General features: G+C 54.6%; 24 protein-coding genes. 15 read left to right on the top strand and 9 right to left on the bottom strand.

Annotation, left to right across the window (positions count from 1 at the left end; all coding sequences use genetic code 11):
• A complete protein-coding gene (locus tag R2K28_RS08455) occupies positions 1-489 on the bottom strand; it encodes an NUDIX domain-containing protein (protein WP_316369123.1) in 489 nt (162 codons plus the stop codon).
• Positions 490-1,216: 727 nt separating this feature from the next.
• Positions 1,217-1,591 carry a diacylglycerol kinase gene (locus R2K28_RS08450; RefSeq protein ID WP_316369122.1) on the bottom strand — a complete coding sequence of 125 codons (375 nt, stop codon included), beginning with the start codon at positions 1,589-1,591 and terminating at the stop codon, positions 1,217-1,219.
• 126 nt (positions 1,592-1,717) lie between these two features.
• Here R2K28_RS08450 and R2K28_RS08445 point away from each other — a divergent pair, with 126 nt between their 5' ends.
• The 12 genes from R2K28_RS08445 (at position 1,718) to R2K28_RS08390 (ending at position 12,811) form a co-directional block, all read left to right on the top strand.
• A complete protein-coding gene (locus R2K28_RS08445) occupies positions 1,718-2,563 on the top strand; it encodes a UDP-2,3-diacylglucosamine diphosphatase (protein WP_316369120.1) in 846 nt (281 codons plus the stop codon).
• A 143-nt stretch (positions 2,564-2,706) separates the two neighbouring features.
• Positions 2,707-3,747, top strand: a complete 1,041-nt coding sequence (locus R2K28_RS08440) for a glycosyltransferase family 4 protein (protein ID WP_316369118.1) — start codon at positions 2,707-2,709, stop codon at positions 3,745-3,747.
• A 132-nt stretch (positions 3,748-3,879) separates the two neighbouring features.
• Entirely contained in the window at positions 3,880-4,578 is a 699-nt protein-coding gene (locus R2K28_RS08435; protein ID WP_316369116.1) for a UPF0149 family protein, read from the top strand.
• A gap of 162 nt (positions 4,579-4,740) precedes the next feature.
• Positions 4,741-5,325, top strand: a complete 585-nt coding sequence (locus R2K28_RS08430) for a hypothetical protein (protein WP_316369114.1) — start codon at positions 4,741-4,743, stop codon at positions 5,323-5,325.
• On the top strand, positions 5,255-5,956 hold the full coding sequence (locus tag R2K28_RS08425; RefSeq protein ID WP_316369112.1) for a hypothetical protein: 702 nt from the start codon (positions 5,255-5,257) through the stop codon (positions 5,954-5,956). The genes R2K28_RS08430 and R2K28_RS08425 overlap by 71 nt, the downstream gene beginning before the upstream one ends.
• Before the next feature lie 299 nt (positions 5,957-6,255).
• Complete coding sequence (locus R2K28_RS08420; RefSeq protein ID WP_316369111.1) at positions 6,256-7,575, top strand: reverse transcriptase family protein; 1,320 nt, start codon at positions 6,256-6,258, stop codon at positions 7,573-7,575.
• 105 nt (positions 7,576-7,680) lie between these two features.
• Positions 7,681-8,295, top strand: coding sequence for a transcriptional regulator (locus tag R2K28_RS08415; protein WP_316369109.1), 615 nt, complete (start codon positions 7,681-7,683; stop codon positions 8,293-8,295).
• Entirely contained in the window at positions 8,255-8,662 is a 408-nt protein-coding gene (locus tag R2K28_RS08410; RefSeq protein WP_316369107.1) for a hypothetical protein, read from the top strand. The genes R2K28_RS08415 and R2K28_RS08410 overlap by 41 nt, the downstream gene beginning before the upstream one ends.
• Before the next feature lie 449 nt (positions 8,663-9,111).
• Positions 9,112-9,393 (top strand): cupin domain-containing protein, encoded by a 282-nt coding sequence (locus R2K28_RS08405; RefSeq protein ID WP_316369105.1) that lies wholly within the window; start codon positions 9,112-9,114, stop codon positions 9,391-9,393.
• Positions 9,394-9,407: 14 nt separating this feature from the next.
• Complete coding sequence (gene mutS / locus R2K28_RS08400) at positions 9,408-11,981, top strand: DNA mismatch repair protein MutS (protein WP_316369103.1); 2,574 nt, start codon at positions 9,408-9,410, stop codon at positions 11,979-11,981.
• 69 nt (positions 11,982-12,050) lie between these two features.
• A complete protein-coding gene (locus tag R2K28_RS08395) occupies positions 12,051-12,260 on the top strand; it encodes a dodecin (protein ID WP_116445233.1) in 210 nt (69 codons plus the stop codon).
• Between the two features lie 158 nt (positions 12,261-12,418).
• Complete coding sequence (locus R2K28_RS08390; protein WP_316369100.1) at positions 12,419-12,811, top strand: PilZ domain-containing protein; 393 nt, start codon at positions 12,419-12,421, stop codon at positions 12,809-12,811.
• 51 nt (positions 12,812-12,862) lie between these two features.
• Here R2K28_RS08390 and R2K28_RS08385 read toward each other — a convergent pair whose 3' ends face one another.
• From R2K28_RS08385 to R2K28_RS08360, 6 genes are all read right to left on the bottom strand, one after another.
• Positions 12,863-13,600: an FHA domain-containing protein gene (locus R2K28_RS08385; protein ID WP_316369098.1), complete on the bottom strand. Its 738-nt coding sequence runs from the start codon at positions 13,598-13,600 to the stop codon at positions 12,863-12,865.
• A 38-nt stretch (positions 13,601-13,638) separates the two neighbouring features.
• The gene (locus R2K28_RS08380; RefSeq protein WP_316369097.1) at positions 13,639-14,388 is read right to left on the bottom strand and encodes a PP2C family protein-serine/threonine phosphatase; all 750 of its coding nucleotides are present in this window, start codon (positions 14,386-14,388) and stop codon (positions 13,639-13,641) included.
• Positions 14,389-14,501: 113 nt separating this feature from the next.
• Positions 14,502-15,275 carry a DsbC family protein gene (locus tag R2K28_RS08375; RefSeq protein WP_316369096.1) on the bottom strand — a complete coding sequence of 258 codons (774 nt, stop codon included), beginning with the start codon at positions 15,273-15,275 and terminating at the stop codon, positions 14,502-14,504.
• A gap of 6 nt (positions 15,276-15,281) precedes the next feature.
• Positions 15,282-15,764 carry a YajQ family cyclic di-GMP-binding protein gene (locus R2K28_RS08370; RefSeq protein ID WP_316369095.1) on the bottom strand — a complete coding sequence of 161 codons (483 nt, stop codon included), beginning with the start codon at positions 15,762-15,764 and terminating at the stop codon, positions 15,282-15,284.
• Positions 15,765-15,866: 102 nt separating this feature from the next.
• Positions 15,867-16,715, bottom strand: a complete 849-nt coding sequence (gene xerD / locus R2K28_RS08365) for a site-specific tyrosine recombinase XerD (protein ID WP_316369710.1) — start codon at positions 16,713-16,715, stop codon at positions 15,867-15,869.
• A 53-nt stretch (positions 16,716-16,768) separates the two neighbouring features.
• Entirely contained in the window at positions 16,769-17,248 is a 480-nt protein-coding gene (locus tag R2K28_RS08360; protein WP_316369093.1) for a methylated-DNA--[protein]-cysteine S-methyltransferase, read from the bottom strand.
• Positions 17,249-17,693: 445 nt separating this feature from the next.
• On the opposite strand from R2K28_RS08360, the gene R2K28_RS08355 reads away from it, so the two are divergent.
• Complete coding sequence (locus R2K28_RS08355; protein ID WP_316369708.1) at positions 17,694-18,134, top strand: YcgN family cysteine cluster protein; 441 nt, start codon at positions 17,694-17,696, stop codon at positions 18,132-18,134.
• Positions 18,135-18,392: 258 nt separating this feature from the next.
• Positions 18,393-19,442 carry a DUF3549 family protein gene (locus tag R2K28_RS08350; protein WP_316369091.1) on the top strand — a complete coding sequence of 350 codons (1,050 nt, stop codon included), beginning with the start codon at positions 18,393-18,395 and terminating at the stop codon, positions 19,440-19,442.
• Between the two features lie 6 nt (positions 19,443-19,448).
• On the opposite strand, the gene icd is transcribed toward R2K28_RS08350, so the two are convergent.
• On the bottom strand, positions 19,449-20,705 hold the full coding sequence (gene icd / locus R2K28_RS08345; RefSeq protein WP_316369089.1) for an NADP-dependent isocitrate dehydrogenase: 1,257 nt from the start codon (positions 20,703-20,705) through the stop codon (positions 19,449-19,451).
• A gap of 223 nt (positions 20,706-20,928) precedes the next feature.
• Here icd and R2K28_RS08340 point away from each other — a divergent pair, with 223 nt between their 5' ends.
• Positions 20,929-21,924 carry an AAA family ATPase gene (locus R2K28_RS08340; RefSeq protein ID WP_316369087.1) on the top strand — a complete coding sequence of 332 codons (996 nt, stop codon included), beginning with the start codon at positions 20,929-20,931 and terminating at the stop codon, positions 21,922-21,924.
• The last annotated feature ends 1 nt before the right edge of the window (position 21,925 follow it).

Here is a 21,925-nt window from a genome sequence, read left to right as displayed (position 1 = left end):
TCAGTCAATGACTCCCAGATAGGTCGGCGTCTTCAGTTGCGTCAAACCGGGAAGATGGGGGGCGATGCCTTTGGGAAAGATCTCATGTTTGTCCATATCGGCAAAGGGCACCCATACCACATCGATCTGATGCTTGTCCGGATGGTGTCCCGACACGGGTTGGTAATCCACCGGCAGGGTGCAGCCGAACAGGAACTCGACCAGATGCCTGACCGAGGGATAGCTTGTGTCGCGCTGCTTGTAGAAATCGGCGATGGCGAGCAGGTGACCGATCTCCACGACAGCACCAATCTCCTCCTCGCATTCACGTGTCAGGGTCTGGGTCAGGGACTCATTGGCATCCTGCCCCCCGCCCGGGAGTGTGTACCAGGTACCGCGGTGCTCCGCCCACTTCTTCTGCATCAATACCGCTTGTTCACGCACAATCACCGCCCGCACCGCATTGCGGATATTGGGCTCAAGCCCCTCTGGTTGCGGTTGGTCGTTCATAGGGCAGTTGGTTAGCTACCTCTGTTTTGATACTTCAATATATACACAATTCAGTTAAAAACACCGCCAATCCTTATAATTATAGAGAAGCAGGTAGGTGGCTGGCGCTCCTCTTTCGTAACCGCGGCAGGGATGCCGCGGTAGCCTCATCGGCATACCCCAAGGGCACTTCCTTTGGGCGCAGGGAAGTGCCGTTGAGGCGGAGGAGAAAGAGGAGTGCCAGCCACCGGTGTCCTCCAACAAGACTCTCTAAGTCCTCCAACAAGACTCTCTAATAAGAGTCAAATTGAATATGTTGCATGTCTTGCTTGACTCCGAGCGTCAGAGAATTGTCTTTCTCCGACGTTCCGATAGCACATCCCTGTGCTAGGGCCTGTTAACACTAATCCAATACGTCCTGCTGGGGCTGTTTTTGTGTCCAGCAAGGCAGAATGATCGTCGTGTAGCACGGCTACATGAGCGAATGATAACGCCGCTGGGCGCAAAAACAGCCCCAGCCCTTCGGGTTGAGCCTGAAAAAGCGCCACTCGTCGTTGCTCGTCGCTCATTTGGAATCACCAAACTTCTCTCCTCGCGCCTTGATTGGCGCTTTTTCAGGTTCAACAGGGCGCATTGGATTAGTGTTAACAGGCCCTAACGGAACTACCGCGGCATCCCTGCCGCTACTGCGAAAGACAATCCTCTGACGCCTACCAGCGTTCTAGGTAGGTCTAACAATGAACATAGTCTAAATATGACTCATCAATACCAGCCCCCAACACAAGCCCACCAGCACCAGGGATATCAACACCGAAGCCGAGCCCTGATCCTTGGCCCGCCCCGACAGCTTATGCTTTTCATCACTGATCCTGTCGACCACGCTCTCCACGGCACTGTTGAGCAGCTCCACGATCAGTACGATCAACAACGGCGCCAGCAACAGGGCCCGCTCCACACCGTCGTTACCCAACCATAGCCCCAAAGGGGCCAGCACAATCAACAGATAGACTTCCTGCCTGAACGCCTGTTCATGTTTGAATGTGGCCCGCAGCCCCTTCATGGACCAGCCCAGGGCATTCACCAAACGCTTGATGCCTGGATTTTGTTGTTGTTTCTCATCCATGACGGCATTTCTAACAGCTTATGCATAAAAAATCGACCATGTAATAAACAAATCATATTCCGCAAATGAAAATGCAACAGTCTGCCTCTATGGTGCGCAGGCAATGAAGCACATGAGAGTAGGTATATGACGACACTGCGCTATAAGAGTCTCTTCATATCCGATACCCACCTCGGCCTCCGCGCCTCCCGCACCGAATATCTCCTCGACTTCCTCAAAAACACCGATAGCGACAACCTCTATCTGGTGGGAGATATTCTCGATTTCTGGAAGATGCGCTCCGGTTGGTATTGGCCCGCAATCAACAACGAGATCATTCACCAGATCATCGCCAAGGCGAAGCGGGGCACCCGGGTGGTGTATGTGCCCGGTAACCACGATGAACTGTTGCGTGATTATCTCAATTTCCATATCACCGGTATCGAGATCCAGAAAGAGGTGATCCACACCACCGAGGACAATCGGCGTTACCTGATCCTCCACGGCGACGAGTTCGACGGGGTGGTGATGAACAACAAGTGGCTGGCCCATCTCGGCAGTGATGCCTACGACCTGCTGTTGTGGCTCAACCGCTGGTTCAACCTGGCCCGCCGGCGTCTGGGATTCGGCTACTGGTCCCTCTCCGCCTATCTCAAGAACCAGGTCAAAGAGGCGGTGAAATATATCGGCAATTTCGAACAGGCCGTGATCCACACCGTACGCGAGCGCAACCTGGACGGGGTCATCTGCGGCCATATCCACCATGCGGTGATCAGCGACATGGACGGTCTCACCTACGCCAACTGCGGTGACTGGGTGGAGAGCTGCACCGCCCTGGCCGAAGAGCCCGACGGTTCATTGAAACTGATCCGCTGGGTCGAGGAATCGATGCAGCTGCTTGAAACCACCCCATCACCGACACCTACCGCTGTCCCCGATCCCGCCCCTGTTGTCGCGGAAAACGAACCCATCAAGGCACGTAAAGTTGCTTAGAAAACCTCTGATTAATCTCATTCTCGTCATCCCGGCGTATGCCGGGATCCAGGAAAACCAAGCACATGGATTCCGGCATATGCCGGAATGACGGATTAATCAGACCTTGCTTAGTGAAGTTAAATGAAAAACAGAGAGAATCTATGCGCATTGCAATCGTGACAGACGCCTGGTTTCCACAGGTTAACGGCGTCGTTCGCACCCTCGACAAAACCATCAATCTGCTGAAACAGTGGGGACATGAAATACTCTGTATCAATCCGGGTCTGTTCCGCACCATGCCGATGCCGACCTACCCCGATATCCCCCTGTCCCTGTTCCCCTATGGCCGGGTGAAAAAACTCCTGGACGAGTTTCAACCGGATGCCATTCACCTCTCCACCGAAGGCCCCCTGGGTTGGGCGGGTCGGCGCTATTGCCTCAAGCATAACCACCCCTACACCACCACCTACCACACCCGTTTCCCCGAGTATGTGAGACTGCGCGCGCCGATTCCCCTGTCCCTCTCCTACGCCTTCGTCAGGGCATTCCACGGCAAGGCGACCCTGACCATGGTGGCAACCAGCTCCATGAAAACGACCCTGGAGTCCCATGGCTTCAAGAACCTGGAGTACTGGACCCGCGGCGTGGATATCGAACACTTCGTTCCTATCGACAAGCCGGTACTCGACCTGCCCCACCCCATCGCCCTGTATCTGGGCCGGGTGGCGGTGGAGAAGAACATCACCGATTTTCTCGACCTGAAGATGCCGGGCAGCAAGGTGGTGATCGGCGATGGCCCTGCCCTGGATTCCCTCAAGCAGGACTATCCCCAGGCACAGTTTCTCGGCTATCGGAAAAACGGCGATCTGGCCCGCCTCCTCGCCTCCGCCGATGTGATGGTCTTCCCCAGCCGTACCGACACCTTCGGCCTGGTGATGCTGGAGGCCATGGCCTGCGGCGTACCCGTCGCCACCTACCCGGTGGAGGGCCCCCTGGATGTGATCAAGAACGGCAACAACGGCTGGATGGACGAGGATCTGCAGAGCGCCGTCAGCAACGCCCTGGAGGTGGATCGCAAAAGCTGCCGTGCGTTCGCCGAGGGCTACTCCTGGGAGGCCTGTACCCAGCAGTTCCTCAACCTGGTGAAGATCAATCTCACCGATCCGGTTGCCGAACCCACCCCGGCAGAAAAGAGTCTTTGACACAAAAGGTGCGGCTTGTCGCACCTATACCCCCCTGCATCTGAACAACCCCCCTTCAGAGAGGTTGAGTCGAACCATCCATGTTCTCTAAAATAGCAATATGACTAAAAAAACCACAATCGGCTGAAGACCATGGAAGATCTAAACCACCCCCTGAACGAGGAAGAGATCGAACAACTCGATCAATTCCTGCTGAATCGCATCGACGACCACCTCATAACGGAAGAGATGGACGAAGGCATATTCGACATCTCCACCCTGGATGGCTTTCTCACCGCCGTCGTCAGCGGACCAGTCACCATCCCGCCATCGGTGTGGCTCGATTCGGTGTGGGGCGATTTCGAACCGGAGTGGGATAACGAGGAGGACTTCAGTGAAGTCCTGGCCCTCCTGATACGCCACATGAACGGCATCGTGCAGACCCTGATGGAGTACCCCGAGGACTTCGAACCCCTCTACCTGGAACGCATCCTCGATGACCGAAGCTACGTCATCGTGGATGAGTGGTGCGAGGGCTACCTGCGCGGCACCCAGCTATCCTCCGAGCAGTGGCAGAGCGGCGGCGAAGAGATCGCCACCCTGCTGAACCCGATCCTCTCCTTCACCGCGGTCACCGACTGGAAGGGCCACGACCACACCGATGACGAGGTCGAAACCATCCAAAAGACCATCGCCCCCAACGCCCGGGAGATCCACGCCTACTGGCTGACCCGGCGCGATGATGTCCCCCAAGAGGAACTGATCACAAACCACGATCAACCCCCGGTGGGACGCAACGATCTCTGTCCCTGTGGTAGTGGCAAGATTTATAAGAAGTGTTGTCTGCATTGATCAGCAATCAACTATAAAATCCACCCATCCCACCACACACCACTGTTATCACAATCTAATGTGGAAAAAAAAACGATAATAACAACTCTTCTGAAATAGAAATCTATATTTTTTTTGGATTTTCTGTTATTCTTTGTTCGCGATTCGCGAATTATGATTATTATGCCACTCAAACCACAAGACATCCTGGTACTTCTGAAACTGGTCACCCTCGGTGACCAGTCCTGGTCTTATAATCGCTTGGCCATCGAACTGGGCATGAGCCCATCCGAGGTCCATGGAGCTGTCAAACGCGTACTTAAGGCACAACTCGCTGTACATATCGACCGGGTTATCCAGCCAAACTTCAGGAATCTGGAAGAGTTTCTGATCCACGGTATCCGCTATGCATTTGTTCCGGAGCGAGGAGAGATGACCAGGGGCATGCCGACCGCCCACGCGGCCCCTCCCCTTTCGGACAGGATTGTGCCAGACCAGGAGCCGCCACCCGTGTGGCCTGATCCGGAAGGTGAGGCACGTGGAATGATTTTTTCACCCCTCTATCGCTCGGCACCCGTAGCGTCAAGGAATGACCCGGCACTCTATGAGTTGCTGGCACTGGTGGATGCGATACGAGGTGGTAAAGCAAGGGAACGGAGTATCGCCGCAAAGGAATTGACAAGGAGGTTCAATCGTTATGAAAAGGAAGCAAAACCCAAACCTAAACATTCTCACTCAGGCCGTCGAGCGGCTGGGAGCACTAAGTGATGAGATGGTCTTTCTGGGAGGCTGCGCGACGGGTCTGTTGATCACCGATGAGGCGGCTCCTCCGCTTCGGGTCACAAGGGACGTGGATACAATTGTTGAAGCCGCGACGCTTGCCGCCTATCAACTTTTCTCTGTCAAATTACGCAAGCAAGGTTTTCGCGAAGATACCAGCGATGGCGCCCCGCTCTGTCGCTGGGTTGTTGATGAAGTGATTCTTGATGTGATGCCGACCGACAGCCGTATCCTTGGATTCGGTAATCGTTGGTACGGATCAGCGGTAGAACACGCTGAACTCAGAACACTGCCATCTGGACAAAAGATTCGCCTTGTCTCTGCCCCCTATTTTCTTTGCACTAAATTGGAAGCCTTTGACGGTCGAGGCAAAGGCGACTATCTGTTGAGTCATGATATCGAGGACATGATTGCCGTATTGGATGGCAGACCTGAAATCGTCAATGAAGTACAGACTGCTGATCAAGAACTGATTGATGATATTCGTAACCGATACAGTCAATTACTCGGAGATACCAGATTCATTACTGCACTCTCTGGTCATATGCCAGGGGATCAGGCCAGCCAGGCACGTGTTGGTTTGGTTATCGAGAGGATTGAAGCGATCGTCAAGGGATAACGGTGCGGCAAGCCGCACCCTACGCTTGTCTCTGTGGTATGGCTTGACTTCAGTACTTATTATTTCCAACATGATCCTGCGGCCGGCGCTCCGAGCGGTTCCACGAGATTTGCACGCAAACTCGTGGAAGACTCCGGGGCTACCCCGGGGTGGCGTTACAGCTGACATTTCATTGCCGGTACGGCACTGCGCTTCACGCAGTACAGTACAGGCCCGACGAGCAGGTCGGAGGTCGGTCGCACTTCATTAACAATAAGGTCTTCCGGATATGGGACGCCTACAATTTGATGGGGAATGGATTGTCCAGTCTTACGACCAACCTGCGTCTGTTGGCTCTCTCTGTGCTCGCAGGCGCCTGGGACAAACCCGGCCTGATTGAGCGACTCGAACAAGCGCTCGAGTGCAGCTCGTCCGATGCCGCTCAACTGGCTTCGCGTCTGCTGTTTCACTTCGAGGCGGGACAGCCGCCAAGCCGGCAAAGGCTGATGGCGTTTCTTGCCAATGAGGTGTCATTGCAACAACGCTTTGCCAGTCCGGATGCGAAACCTCCAAGACTGGTGCTCGATCCCCCGCGCATGGGCCGGCCGCCGGAGAGACTGGTCACCCTGCCCCTGCCCCCCCTGGAGACGCGAAAGGATCTGGCCGAATGGCTGGGGCTGTTCGATCATGAGTTGGCCTGGTTCGCCGATCTTGAACGACGCCAGTGCAAAGTCAAGGAGTCCAGGCTGCACCACTACCGCTACCGGTGGATCGAGAAACGCTCCGGTGAGTTGCGCCTGATCGAGATCCCCAAACCCCGTATCAAGGCGATCCAGCGCCGGATCCTGGGGGAGATTCTCAATCGCCTGCCGCCCCATCCTGCTGCCCATGGCTTCTGCCGTGGCCGCTCCACCCGTAGCTTTGTTGCATCACACCTGGGCAAACCGGTTCTGCTGCGGTTGGATCTCAAGGACTTCTTTCACAGCGTACCGGTGGCCCGCATCGACGCCCTCTTCCGACGAGTGGGCTATCCCGCCAATGTCGCCTGGCTGTTGCAGGGCTTGACCACCCATACAACCTCCGCGGCACTGGCAGGTGATGCCTTCGAAAGCCTTCCCTGGCAGAGACGCAAGCGCCTGACCGACAAGCATCTGCCCCAGGGGGCGCCCAGCTCCCCGGCCCTGGCCAATCTCTGCGCCTGGCGCTTCGATTGCCGTCTGCAGGGGGTTGCGGATCGGTTTGGCCTGGACTACTCCCGCTACGCGGATGACCTCGCCTTCTCCGGCGACAGAAGTCTGCTGCGGCTTGCCCCTTTTCTGCAGGGCCTGATCGGCGCCATCGCCCTGGAAGAGGGCTTTGAGATCAACCAGCGTAAGACACGGCTGCGCACACAGGCCCAGTCCCAGCGACTTGCCGGCACAGTGGTCAACAGCAAGCCCAACCTGCCCCGCAAGGAGTTCGATCGATTGAAGGCCATACTCCACAATTGCATTCATCATGCCCCGGAAAGTCAGAACCGGGAAGGTGTTGCCGATTTCAGGGCCCACCTGGGCGGCCGGGTGGCCTATGCTGTTTGGCTCAATCCTGCAAAAGGTGTGCGATTGAGCCATTTATGGCAACGCATTCAGTGGCCTGAATAGACCAGAATAGGGAAGCAATAGAGTGGTGTACATTCCCACCCAGAACTTGATATGACCCATATTAGGTCCTATAGTACCCCATATGGGTCTTTTCTAGGAATTCACATGCAACCCACCTCTATCGGCGACGCCCTTTTCACCAAAACCCAGCAACGAGTACTTAGCCTGCTCTACGGCACACCTGACAAGAGTTTCTACGCAAATGAAATCGTCCGCTGGGCTGATATGGGACGCGGGACTGTGCGTCGCGAACTTGAACGTATGACAGGCGCCGGCTTGTTGCTCTCTTCACGAACGGGCAATCAGCTTCACTACCAAGCGAATGCCGAAAATCCGATCTATCCGGATCTGCTGAATATTGTCAGAAAAACCTTTGGCATGGCAGATGTGATTCGGCAGGCACTAATGCCTCAGGACTCCCAAATCAGCTTGGCATTCGTCTATGGTTCAATGGCCAAACTGGAAGAATCACAATCCAGTGATCTGGATCTGATGTTGGTGGGTGACCTGACCTATAGCGATGTTGTAGAGCTTCTTCTACCCGTAGAGTCTTCACTGCAACGAACCATCAATCCGACGATCTATACCCTCTCTGAGTTCAATTCAAAATTGCTGCAGGGAAGCGGCTTTCTGGAACGGGTTATGAAACAACCCAAACTGATGATTAAAGGAGTAATCAATGACTTTGGAGAACCTCTACAAGACCAAGGCACTGCATAAGGAACCAGCAGACAAGCTTGAGTTTAATGGACTTGTGCAATCAGCTGTTGATCGACTCACCGATGCAGAAAATACCGATCTCTCCTATGCCAGCCGATTCGATTTAGCCTACAACGCCGCCCATGGTTTAGCCCTGGCCGCACTAAGATCCGCCGGCTACCGTACTGATAAACGCTATTTGGTTTTTCAGTGTTTGGCTCACACTTGTAACATCAGTAAAAGTCAGATCAGGACCTTCTCGCTTTGCCACGACAGACGCAACCGAGCTGAATATGGGGGTTATCTAGAGCAAGATGAGGCTTTGTTGCATGAATTGATCGACAACACGCAAATCCTATTGAGATCAGTCAGATCGTTAAGTTTGTAGGTAAGTGATAGCTATTTCCGCTCAGGAGCGTGGGATGTAGAGCAAGTACTCTATTTCATTGATTGTTCATTTATTGCGCACTATTTCAATTTAACGTACTACTTGAAATAGTGATCACGACTGGTTCAACGCCCCATCGCAGTAGCTGTCTGGTTACAGAAAGAGACCGGTCTGGCCCCAGCCACCATTCAGTCAGGCCTGCAGAAGCTGGCAGAGTTGAAAATGATTGATGAACTCACCAGGAAACGGCATGACAGAATCTACGCCTACCCGGAATGTATCTCGATCTTGAATCGTGGCAACGGATTGTAAGTCCCGTAGGGTGCGGCTCGCCGCACCGATAACATCTCGTGTTAACCTCCACACCCTTTCGGGTTAAACTCTGCTGTCTGATTTCTCGCCGCACACCTGTTGCCGGCATCTCACCAAAACATAACGAAACGGACAACATGACTGATCAAAAGATACTCTGCGAACACCGCCCCTCCTCCATGAAGCTGGAAATCCAAGGGGTCTACGACTGGCCGATCTGGGAGAAGGAGGTCTCCAAGTTCGACTGGGAGTACACCCAGACCGAGACCTGCTACATCCTGCGCGGTAAGTTCATCGTCACCCCGGAGGGGGGCGAGCCCCAGGAATTCGGCCGCGGCGATCTGATCACCTTCCCGGCGGGCATGAAGTGCACCTGGGAGATCCTCAAAGACGTGGAAAAACACTACACCTTCGAATAGTCCCACCCTGTCTGATGGCCAAAGCCGCAAAATCGTCCCAGCACACCCCGATGATGCAACAGTACCTGGGCATCAAGGGGGAGCATCCCGACAAGCTGGTCTTCTACCGCATGGGGGATTTCTATGAGCTCTTCTTTGCCGATGCGGAAAAGGCGGCGCGACTGCTCGATATCACCCTCACCAAGCGGGGCCAGTCGGCGGGCAAGCCGATCCCCATGGCGGGAGTCCCCTACCACGCTGCCGAGGGCTACCTGGCGCGCCTGGTAAAACAGGGGGAGTCGGTGGCGATCTGTGAGCAGATCGGTGATCCGGCCACCAGCAAGGGGCCGGTGGAGCGCAAGGTGGTGCGCATCGTCACCCCAGGCACCCTCACCGACGAGGCGCTGCTGGAGGAACGACAGGAAAATCTGCTGCTGGCGATCAACGAGGCCGATGGCTATGGGCTGGCGGCCCTGGATCTGGCCAGCGGCCGCTTCACCGTTCAGCAGCTCAAGGGTCTGGAGGCATTGAGTGGTGAACTCGAACGCCTCAGCCCGGCGGAGATCCTGCTCGACGAGGACTCCAACCTCCCTGAGACCCTCACCCGGCTCAAGGGTGTGACCCGACGACCTGCCTGGCATTTTGATCTCGATTCTGCGGAAAAACTGTTAAGCCGGCAGTTCGGCACCCGGGACCTGGGTGGCTTCGGTTGTCAGGACCACCCCCTGGCGGTGGCCGCCGCCGGTTGTCTGTTGCAGTATGTGGAGGAGACCCAGTTCGGCGCCCTGCCCCACATCCGAGGCATGCGGGTGGAATATCGGGAGCAGAGCGTGATCATCGATGCCTCGACCCGGCGCAACCTGGAGCTGGTCCACTCCCTGTCGAATCAACCTCAATACACCCTGGCGGGGATCATGGACCGTACCGTCACCGCCATGGGCAGCCGCATGCTGCGGCGTTGGATCAGCCAGCCGCTGCGGCAAAGGGAGGCGGTGGCCCGGCGCCATGCCACCATCGAGGTCCTGCTGGCCTCCCGTCTCTACAACGAGCTGCAGGAGATCCTGCAGGGCATCGGCGACATCGAGCGCATCCTCGCCCGCGTGGCCTTGAAAAGCGCCCGCCCTCGGGATCTGGCCACCCTGCGGGAGGCCCTGGGCACCCTGCCCCAACTGCAGCCCCTGCTGGCGCAACTCGACAGTCCCCTGACACCCGCCCTGGCACAACAGATCGGCGAACACCCAACCATTCACCAGCTCCTCAACGGAGCCATCATCGAACAGCCACCGATGCTGATCCGCGACGGCGGGGTCATCGCCCAGGGATATGACACGGAGCTGGATGAGCTGCGCGCCCTCTCTCAGAATGCGGATCAATTCCTCCTCGATCTGGAGAGCCGCGAACGGGAGCGCACCGGCATATCCACCCTCAAGGTGAGCTACAACCGGGTCCATGGTTACTACATAGAGATCAGTCGCGGCCAGTCTGACAAGGCACCGGACGACTACATCCGCCGCCAGACCCTGAAGGGGGCGGAGCGCTTCATCACCCCGGAGTTGAAGAAATTCGAGGATCAGGTGCTGAGCGCCCGGGAGCGATCCCTGGCCAGGGAGAAGTATCTTTACGAAAGGCTGCTCGATCAACTCTGCGAGGAGCTGCCACCACTGCAGCAGTGCGCCGAAGGGCTGGCCCAACTGGATGTGCTGTGCAACCTGGCGGAGCGGGCCCAAAGCCTGAACCTGGTCTGCCCGCTGATGACGGAGGAGCCGGGGCTGCAGATCAGCGATGGCCGCCACCCGGTGGTGGAACAGGTCAGCAGCGATCCCTTCGTCGCCAACAGTGTCAGCCTTGATGACCAGCAGCGGATGCTGATCATCACCGGCCCCAACATGGGCGGCAAATCCACCTTCATGCGCCAGATCGCCCTCATCGTCCTGCTCGCATATAGCGGCAGCTTCGTGCCCGCCGCATCGGCGCGGATCGGACCCATCGACCGCATCTTCTCCCGTATCGGTGCCTCCGACGACCTGGCCGGGGGGCGTTCCACCTTCATGGTGGAGATGGAGGAGACCGCCAATATCCTGCACAACGCCACAGCCCAGAGCCTGGTGCTGATGGATGAGATTGGGCGCGGCACCTCCACCTTCGACGGCCTCTCCCTGGCCTGGTCCTGTGCGGTGGAACTGGCCACCTGCCTGGGCGCCTACACTCTCTTCGCCACCCACTACTTCGAACTCACCACCCTGCCGGAGGAGTATCCCGGCATCAGCAACCTGCACCTGGATGCGGTGGAACATGGAGATAGCATTGTCTTCTTGCACGCGGTGCGGGAGGGACCGGCCAACCAGAGTTATGGTCTTCAGGTGGCCACCCTGGCAGGGGTTCCGAAACCGGTGATTATCAGGGCACGACAGCGCCTGTTGGAGTTGGAGGCCAGCGCCCAGCGCCATGCCGAGCAGCAACAGAGCCAGCTTCCCCTGTTCGTTACTGAGCCCGAGTGCCCTCAAGCATCAGCAGTTGAACAGCTGTTGATTGAAATCGAGCCCGATGAGCTGACCCCACGTGAGGCGCTGGAGGCGTTGTATCGATTGAAAGAAAAACTTGAAGAGTAATTTTGAATTACACATAAATTCATAATTCAAATTCAACATTCAAAATTAAAAAAAACCTGGAGGTTTTTTATGTCCGATCATGTCTACAAGAAGATTCAGCTGGTAGGTTCATCCCAGACCAGCACCGACGATGCCATTCGCAATGCCATTGCGCGTGCGGGTGAGACCATCGAGAACATGAACTGGTTTGAGGTCGTCGAAACCCGTGGGCATATCGATAACGGCCAGGTGGCCCACTGGCAGGTCACCATCGATATCGGTTTTCGACTCAAGGATTGAGCCCTGTCTCCACAACAATCGGTAAAACCCTGAACAATATAGGTATCAATCCTAATACAAAGCGATAGAACGTCTGCCTACATTTAATAAGACATAATTATTACAGGGGCATGACATTGGACGCGCGAAGAAGCCCTAGAAGGAAAACTTCACTCCCGGTGACGCTCTCATCCAAGGCCGGTGGTGCTGGACAGGCGTGCATCATCAAGGATCTAAGCGAATCGGGCCTCTTCATAACATGCCCGACCTCAGCCAAGATTGATGGTAACTACCAGCTTTCTATCAAAAGGCCGGGGGCAGGAGAGTACCTGGAGCTTTCAGCCAGGGTCATCCGTGTCGATAATTGGGGTAGCGCGTTGATCTTCGATCGGCTTGAGCCTCAGAAGAGTCGGTTACTCTCCAACTTGATACAACCGAAATGGGACGGTAAAGATCTGCTGGAGGGTGTGATCATGCACGGCATGCTTGAAGACACCGCCAATTTCGCTGCCTGTATGCGGCTGACATCACTATTGAGCAGCAACTATAGGCATACCAACCGCGCACTCTAGTCAGTGGGCGGCGAAGCCACTCCCTAAGTCAGTCGTGGTAGCTTTGATTGGTTAGCTGAGAAACTCCAGCGACAGGTCGCCCAGATCGATGCGGTCACCGTCATGCAGTTCCACACCACCCGCTTTGATCGGTTGGCCATTGATCATGGGTGGGTGATCGCCTCCCACCTTGAGTAAAAAATAGCCTGAATGACGCTGGTTGATCAAAACCAGATCTCCACCGGGATTGCCGACACTGAAAAAGGCCCGATCGACCACTTTCACCTCACCCTTGTTATCACCACTAAGGTAGCGGACCCTGGCCCGATCCTCTATCGGGATCTCGGTATCAATGTTTTCATTGGTTTGTGGGGAGGAAATTGCATTCACGGCGAATTGTGGACTTGATCCATCGCTGATCGATGGAGCCACTGCAACCTCAGGGGTCGCAGCTTCTACAGGTGTGGCCACACGTGGACGCAATACCACGGTTCGATCAGGATCATCCATGTCTTGCGGTGCCGCTTGAGCGATAAACCTGAGATGATATTTGCCAACCTCGATCAGATCACCGTGCTTCAAGAAGCGTTTAGTGACCGTGTTGCCGTTTACGCGAGTACCGTTGGTGCTCTGCTCATCCTCAATGGAATAACCACTGAACACCTTTAGCAGTGTGGCATGGTGGCGACTGACCGAACGATCCTTGAGACAGACCTCACAAGTCTCGTCGCGCCCGATCAACATGCGCTTGCCATAAAGTGGAAACTCTTGTGGTGACTCATCGCCACCCATAACTACGAGCTTTTCCATAAAGCTATCTACCCAAGTACCATTGTCTAAATACTCACTTAACTATCGCCCGCCATGGTGCGGGCCAGAATCACGGTAATGTTGTCCACCCCTCCCATCCTACAGGCAAAATCCACAAGTTCATCGGCCTGCTGCATTAAATCGAGGTTTCTGTTCTCAAGGATACTTTGGATTTCATCATCCGTCATCATGCCTGTAAGGCCATCGCTGCAAAACAGGTAGAGATCATCGATATCAAGCTCAGTCTCACTCAGGTCGATGTCCACTATCTCTTCAGAGCCTATGGCCCGTGACAATACATTGGTCGGCACACCCGCCATGAGTGCTTGTTCAATGCTAGCAAAATCCCCTAGATTGACCATCTCCTGAATCATTGTATGGTCTGTGGTCATCTGCTCAAATACACCGGCCCGCAGGCGATAGAGCCTGGAATCACCAACATGGGCATACAGCAGGCTGTGCTCGGTGAACAATCCGACCACCAGGGTCGTCCCCATACCCTGGTACTCCGATACTTGCTGGGATAGCTCCTGTATCGCCTGATTTACATCCTGTATCGCATTCAGCAGATGCTCTCGCCATGAAACCCCATCATCAGCTTTACCCAAGCCGGCCAATTGACTCATCAGCATCTCGACCGTCAGGCTGCTGGCCACCTCACCGGCGTTGGCGCCTCCCATGCCATCTGCAAGTATCAACAAACCTGCATCAGGATCCCCGCCAACAGCATCCTCATTCTGCTCCCGTACCACCCCTTTGTCGGTACGCATTGCCACGTCTAACTTCAAGCTGACTCCCGAAATGTAGCGGTAGAGGGTAGTTGTGTTAACAGGCCCCAGGATTAAACTACCATTAAATACTTATTGATTCCTGAAGCAAACCCAAAAATATGGGTAATTTTTCACTTCTGTGATCGATTCTTATCCAACTCTGTTAAAATTTTGCTCAAACGCTGCGCCGGAATATAGCCTGGCAGCATATCACCGCTTTGTAGAAATATGGCAGGTGTGCCATTCACACCCAGGGTCTTACCCAGCGCCCAGTGCTGTTCGACCGGGTTATTGCACTCCTTCTTAGCCAGCTTTTTACCCGCCTTGGACTGGGTCATGGCATCATTCCGGTCATCGGAACACAACACGGTTACCGCCTTATCGAAGGATTCACTACCTATACCTGCCCTGGGAAACATCAGATAACGCACCCGTATGCCCAAGTCGTTATAGTCTTTCATCTCGCTATGCAGCTTCTGGCAATAGCCACAATCGATGTCCGTGAATACGGTGACGGTATGCTGGGTTTTTTCTGGGGCGAAAACCACCATGTTATCTTCCCCAATTGCCTCAATTGCCGCTGCTTTGGCAATAGATACCTTGGGTGTGGTCAAATCCTCCCGGGTTTCGATATCGTACATATTGCCGCTCAACAGGTACCTGCCATCCGCGGAAACATAATAGAGTTGAGGGCCTACCATAACCTCATACAAACCATCGATCTTGGCGGGCGTGACGCTGGTAATGGAACCCTTCTTTAGGATTTTATTGACCCCTTCACGCACCTTCATGATCTCTGCATTTTGCTTGCTGGGCTCCGCCGTCACAGGTGCGATCAAAAACAGGGTGATAAGTGGCAGCAGTTTGGCGCCCTTGTGCAGGATAGCTCGGTGTGATTGTTTCATCGATGTTTAGTCCCGAAAATTTTGATATTGAAGGGGAAGACCGTAATCGGTCTCCCGAATAAGTGCGATAGTCTGCTGTAAATCGTCTCGTTTCTTCCCTGTCACACGAATCTGCTCACCTTGAATCTGGGCTTGTACCTTGAGCTTGCTGCCCTTGATCTGCTTGACCATCTTTTTCGCCACGTCGCTGTCGATACCTTGTTTAATGATCACTCGCTGACGAGCGGCATTTAGACTGGTCTCAGCATCCTTGATATCCATAGCAGCGACATCAACCTTACGTTTGACCAGTTTCTGGCGCAGAATATCCATCATTTGATTGAGTTGGAACTCCTGCTCCGCACGTAATACGATCTCGTTCTCATTCTGTTCGAATGCGGCATCCACACCTTTGAAGTCAAATCGAGTACCTACCTCCCGGTTGGCCTGATCGACTGCATTTCTGACCTCCTGAAGATCCACTTCAGAAACGATATCGAAGGATGGCATATTGGCTCCTGGTCAAGTGAAACTGGGAGGGGACTCTACCATAAGCTGGCCCTACTCTCATGTATCCGGGTCTGATAACAGACCCGAGATAACCTCCACTGCTCATCCCCGGGGATGATGGGTTGCGTGCAGTTGCTTCAAACGCTCCCGTGCCACATGGGTATAGATCTGAGTGGTGGATAGATCACTGTGCCCCAACAGCAGTTGTACAACGCGCAGATCCGCACCATGGTTCAACAGATGGGTGGCAAAGGCATGCCGCAAGGTATGGGGCGAGATGGTATGGCTGATTCCCGCGCTTGCGGCATGCTTCTTGATGCGATACCAGAAGGCCTGCCTGGTCATACCATGACCGCGCCGGGTCGGAAACAGATGGCTGCATACCCTGTCGCCCAGAAGCTCGCTCCGAGCACCCCCATAGAAGCGTTCCAGCCACCCCTGTGCCTCGTCACCCATCGGTACCAGGCGTTCCTTGCCACCTTTCCCAACAATACGCATCACCCCCTGTGTCAGATTCACCTGCTCCGGGCGCAGATCGACGAGTTCGGATACCCTCAGACCCGAGGCGTAGAGCACCTCCAGCATGGTCCGGTCACGCATGCCCTCCGCATCATCAAGATCCGGTGCATCCAGCAGCGCCTCAACCTCAGTCTCGGAAAGTGATTTTGGCAAGGGTCTGCCGAGCTTGGGAGAATCGATGCGCACACTGGGATCGGCACTCAACCAGCCTTCGCGCAAGCTATATTGATAGAACTGCCTGACACAGGAGAGCAGGCGTGCGGTCGAGCGCGGCTTCCTACCCTGTCTCACCAGATCTGCCAAATAGGATTGCAGGTCGGCCCGCTGTGCCTGCAGCAACCCATAACCCCTGTTGTTGCGCAGCCAGTCAGCCACCTTGGCTAAATCGGACTGATAGGCGGAGAGTGTGTTACGGCTCAAGCCCCGCTCCATCCACAAGGCATCGGAAAAGGATTCAATAAGGGAGCTGTCCTCACCAGCTCCCTTCACAAGACACCCTCATGCTGCAACAGCCAGCGCTTGATCTCCAGCTTCTCACCACCCCGTTCACCCGCGAATCCCCCAAGACCATGGACGCCAACGACCCGATGACAGGGCACGATCAGCGGACAGGGATTGGCCCGGCAGGCATTTCCCACCGCCCTGGCTCCACTGCCGATCTGCTGGGCCAATTCTCCATAGGTCAAGGTTGAGCCAGAAGGTATCTTTCGCAGTGCCTCCCAGACGCGTCTTTGAAATGGTGTTCCTTCGAGTATGAGTTGCAGATCAAATTCTCTTTTTGGGTCCTGCAGATAGACTTTGATGGCGTCTATCACACAACGCAATCCTGGAACCTGTTGGGTATAGTCCCGCTGGGGTGGAGTCAAATAGTCCACGGCCCTCAGTTTGCCATTGGATATGGCGATGCCGACCGGGGCGAATGGGAAGTTCAGTACAGCCTGATAGGATTGTTCGGTCGCTGTCATGATCTCTGCTCCAAGGTTACGCTTGTCTTGATACCCATTACTGGGTAGGCCCGGGGGTGAAGAGCCCCTGAATTTGGCAATCTCCTACGCCAAATTATGTCCACAGATCCTGTGGATAACTTTGTTAGTAAGCTGCAGGAACTCTGCTGCAGCCCTTGATCCTCTTAATCTCTTTTTAAATTGTGTAATTTCTATACAAATTATAAATTGCATTTTAATTCAATATGTTAGTACATCAATTGAATCTATTACCAGAGAAGTTCCCTATAACCTGCCAATCTCTGCTTCCTGAAAACCCGATTGTGCATAAAAAGCGTTGACAGTCGAATTCATCCATGCTCAGGGCAGGCTTGATCACAGCTATGGACCAAGTCTCCCTACATTCAAGAATTAAGCATTTAATTCTCCAATCTACCGACGCTCTGATGGTGATATTATGCCATTAATGAGACCTGCCGAATCACCATTCTGGAATACCACGCCCCTGGATGCCATGTCCCGGGAAATGTGGGAGTCTCTCTGCGATGGCTGTGGTAAATGCTGTCTGCAGAAAATCGAGGATGAGGAGACCCGGGAGATCTTCTTCACCAATATCGTTTGTGACCTGCTCGACCTGGAACGCTGCCGTTGCACTCACTATCAAGAAAGATCAAAACTGGTACCCAATTGCGTTACCCTCACACCAAATGACCTGGCCGATCCCTATTGGCTGCCAGAGACATGCGCCTATCGCTTGTTGGCGGAGGGGAAATCCCTGCCCGACTGGCATCCCCTGGTATCCGGAGACCCCGAAAGTGTGGAAAAAGCGGGCCACTCCATACGCGGCAAGGTCATAAGGGAATCGGCGGCGGGCGACTGGGAGCACCACCTGGTCGATTGGATATAGCATTGATTGACCCAGGTATCAGGATTAATTTTATAAGTCCGCAAATGAACGCTAATAAACGCAAATTAAGACTATTTAAGGTATTTCATTGGCTTAGCCAAAGCCTAACCATTATCGTTCCCTGATCCATTTGAGTGGTGCAATCAAGCGTGTCGCCTGTTCACACAAATCATGTAATTTTTTACAAAAGCTGTAGACATTTGCGTTCATTTGCGGACGCTTAATAATTTTCCTGTAAGTATTGATCAGATCCACTAAATGAACTCAATAACGACACTGACCGAATTTCTCGAGTCCGGCGGGCTCTCCATCGAGATCTCCGATATGGGACGACGGATCGTCGCCATTCCTAGAGAGGCGTTCATTGCCTTTGAACGGACCGAGACAGCCTACCCTTTTCCGCTGCAGCAACAGGCCTGGATCGCCCTGACCCTTGCCGACCCAAAGCAGCCACAGATCGATCCCATGATCTGGTTTATCCGTTTTCCCCTGGATGAACAGGGTAAGCTGCTGCTCTCCGCCAGGGATGAGTTCATGCATCACCTGGTTGAGAGCCTGGGTAGTGAGCCGGATAGGGATGGGATGCGGGGCGCGTTGCAGAACAATCCCTACGCCTTTCAGCCCAAGCAGGAGCGTCTGGCCATATTTCATGCACGTCTGACCCACGCCCTGAGGCAACCGGCCTCACGTTACTATGACCATGCCAAGGCCTATTTTGACGGTGATCTGGGTTGGGAACAGTGGTCATTCATCGGCTATCAGGGCATCGCCGATGTGGCTGCCCGCCTGGATCAGCATGGCAATACCCAGCGTGTTCGCAAGTCGATTCCCTCCCTGCCGCCCTCCCCCTTGGAGGTACTCTGCCACTGTCTGGAAAATGAGGTGATATCCCATTCGATCGCTGATGCGCTGGCTCAAAGGGGTCTCTCAAGCCTGCACCAGGAGAGGCCCGATCCGCAGGTTCTCTCGGCGGTGGTTCGTGGACTCTCCCAGAGCCAGCAGGAATCGATTCGCAACGATTTCATCTATCAGCTCCTCGACCATCCCATCTCCCAACGCAGTGATCTGCTGGCGGCTATAGCGGGAAGGGCCTGGGAGTCGCTGGAGGATAGTGCACTTCGCCATCGCTATCTGGAACGACTGGCGGACAACGAGGCGGGCCAGGCGTTCTTCAACGGCATTTTGAGCGACCTGCTCTATCTGCCCGCTACCCGGCAGGCAATGCAGGCCAGTCTGCGGGATCCACAACGCTCACAACAAATGAGCCAGGTGATCGGCGCATTTTTCAGCCATGTCAGGGGAGAATAGAAGCCACTACATCATCTTGATCATGGCATCGCCGAAGGCAGAACAACTCAGCTCCTGAGGATTATCCATCAGTCTGGCGAAATCGTAGGTCACTGTCTTCGCGGAGATGGTATCGCCCAGGCTCTTGATGATCAGGTCCGCCGCCTCGAACCAACCCATGTGCCGCAGCATCATCTCCGCCGAGAGGATCAGTGAACCGGGATTGACCTTGTCCTGACCGGCATATTTCGGCGCGGTACCGTGGGTGGCCTCGAACATGGCCACATCATCTGAAAGATTGGCCCCCGGGGCTATGCCGATGCCGCCCACCTGTGCGGCCAGGGCGTCGGAGACATAGTCACCGTTCAGATTGAGGGTCGCAATCACACTGTATTCGGCGGGCCGTAACAGGATCTGCTGCAGGAAGGCATCGGCGATCACATCCTTGACGATGATCTCCTTACCGCTCTTGGGATTTTTAAAGCTGCACCAGGGCCCACCATCCAGTTCAACCGCGCCAAACTCCTCCTGTGCCAGCTCATAGCCCCAGTTTTTGAAGGCGCCTTCGGTGAACTTCATGATATTGCCCTTATGCACCAGGGTCACCGAACTCCGGTCATTGTCGATGGCATACTGAATCGCCTTGCGTACCAGGCGTTTGGTGCCTTCACTGGAGACAGGCTTTATCCCGATACCGGATGTGGCGGGAAAGCGGATCTTGCTGACCCCCATGGAATCCTGCAGAAAATCGATCACCTTCTTTGCCTCTTCGCTGCCCGACTCCCATTCGATCCCGGCATAGATGTCTTCTGAATTCTCCCTGAAGATCACCATATTGGTCTTCTCAGGCTCCTTCAGCGGACTGGGAGTCCCATCGAAATAGCGTACCGGCCTGAGACAGACGAAGAGGTCGAGCTGTTGACGTATTGCCACATTCAGGGAGCGGATACCGCCTCCCACAGGTGTGGTCAAGGGACCTTTGATGGAGACAACGAAATCCTTCACCGCATCCAGGGTCTCCTGGGGGAGCCAGGTATCGCTGTCGTAGACATGGGTCGCCTTCTCCCCGGCATAGATCTCCATCCAGGCAATCTTTTTCTCACCGCCATACGCCTTATCCACCGCGGCATCGATCACTTTTCGCATCACCGGGGTGATATCCACGCCTATGCCGTCACCTTCTATGTAGGGGATGATGGGGTTATTCGGTACATTCAACGCCCCATTTGCGTCAACGCTAATCTTCTCCCCTGCGGAAGGGATCTCAATCTTGTCATATGCCATGGATGTTTCCTGTGTTTAGGTCGTTCGATTTTCACAAAAGCTGCAATTGTAGCTGTGTTTTGGTGGATATATACAGATCTATCGTTTTTTTATCACAAATAATGGCTCAAGAAGCCATCTAAATGCACGCTACAAGAGGTTAATAAATGCTTAATTCCGTAGAATATTTATGCTATTTACCACGCCGATAGACTACCCTTCAGCATGATTCCAGGGAGGTTTGATGTCAGATTCCAATCGAAAAACACCAGGTAAACTGCTCCATTCGCTAATAACAGAGTGGCAAAAAGCCATCATCGGCAAGCCGGAAACCCTGCGCCTGGTGATGATCAGCCTGCTCTGTCGCGGTCACCTGCTGCTGGAGGATCTACCCGGTCTGGGTAAGACCACCCTCGCCAAGGCCCTGGCGAAAAGTCTGGATCTGACCTTCAAGCGGATTCAATGTACACCGGATCTGCTGCCGGCGGATATCACAGGTATATCCATCTTCGACCAGAAGTCACAGGGCTTCCGCTTTCTTCCCGGCCCGGTGTTCACCAATATCCTGTTGGCCGACGAAATCAACCGCACCTCGCCACGCACCCAATCCGCACTGCTCGAGGCCATGGCGGAGCGAACGGTGACGGTGGATAGAAAGACCCGCAAGCTACCCGCCACCTTTATGGTCATCGCGACCCAGAACCCCATCGAATTCAGCGGCACCTTTCCACTCCCGGAAGCGCAACTGGATCGTTTTTTCATGCGTGTCTCCCTGGGCTACCCCAAACTGGAGGACGAAACCCGCATCATGCAGATGAACCGCAGTGATGATCCCCTCGATCAAATCGCGGCAAGGATCGACGACGCCACACTGCTCAAGCTGCAGCGTGCGGTAACCAAGATCCAGATCGAGCAGAATGTCATCGATTATATCGCGGCCCTGATTCAGGCCACCCGCAAGCATAAAAAGATCCGCTTGGGTGTGAGTCCCCGTGGTTCGATATCTCTGATGAAGGCCGCCCAGGCGAGTGCATTACTGAATGATGAGAGCTTTGTTACACCGCGCCGGGTACAGGAGTTGGTGGTACCCGTACTGGCCCATCGCATGCTGTTGAGAAGCAATAGCGACAATGACAAAAACCTCCTGCAGGAGATCGTCGACACCACGCCTGTCCCCGCCATGCCGGATAGCCGGAGTGACAAGCAGAAAACGGAGACTGTTCTCGAACTGGCGGAGTGAT

Origin of the sequence: Candidatus Thiodiazotropha sp. CDECU1 (assembly GCF_963455295.1) — a bacterium.
In the GTDB taxonomy this organism is placed as follows: Bacteria; Pseudomonadota; Gammaproteobacteria; order Chromatiales; family Chromatiaceae; genus Thiodiazotropha.
The sequence above is the reverse complement of the archived record's forward strand: the minus strand, read 5'-3'. Positions and strand labels throughout refer to the sequence as shown.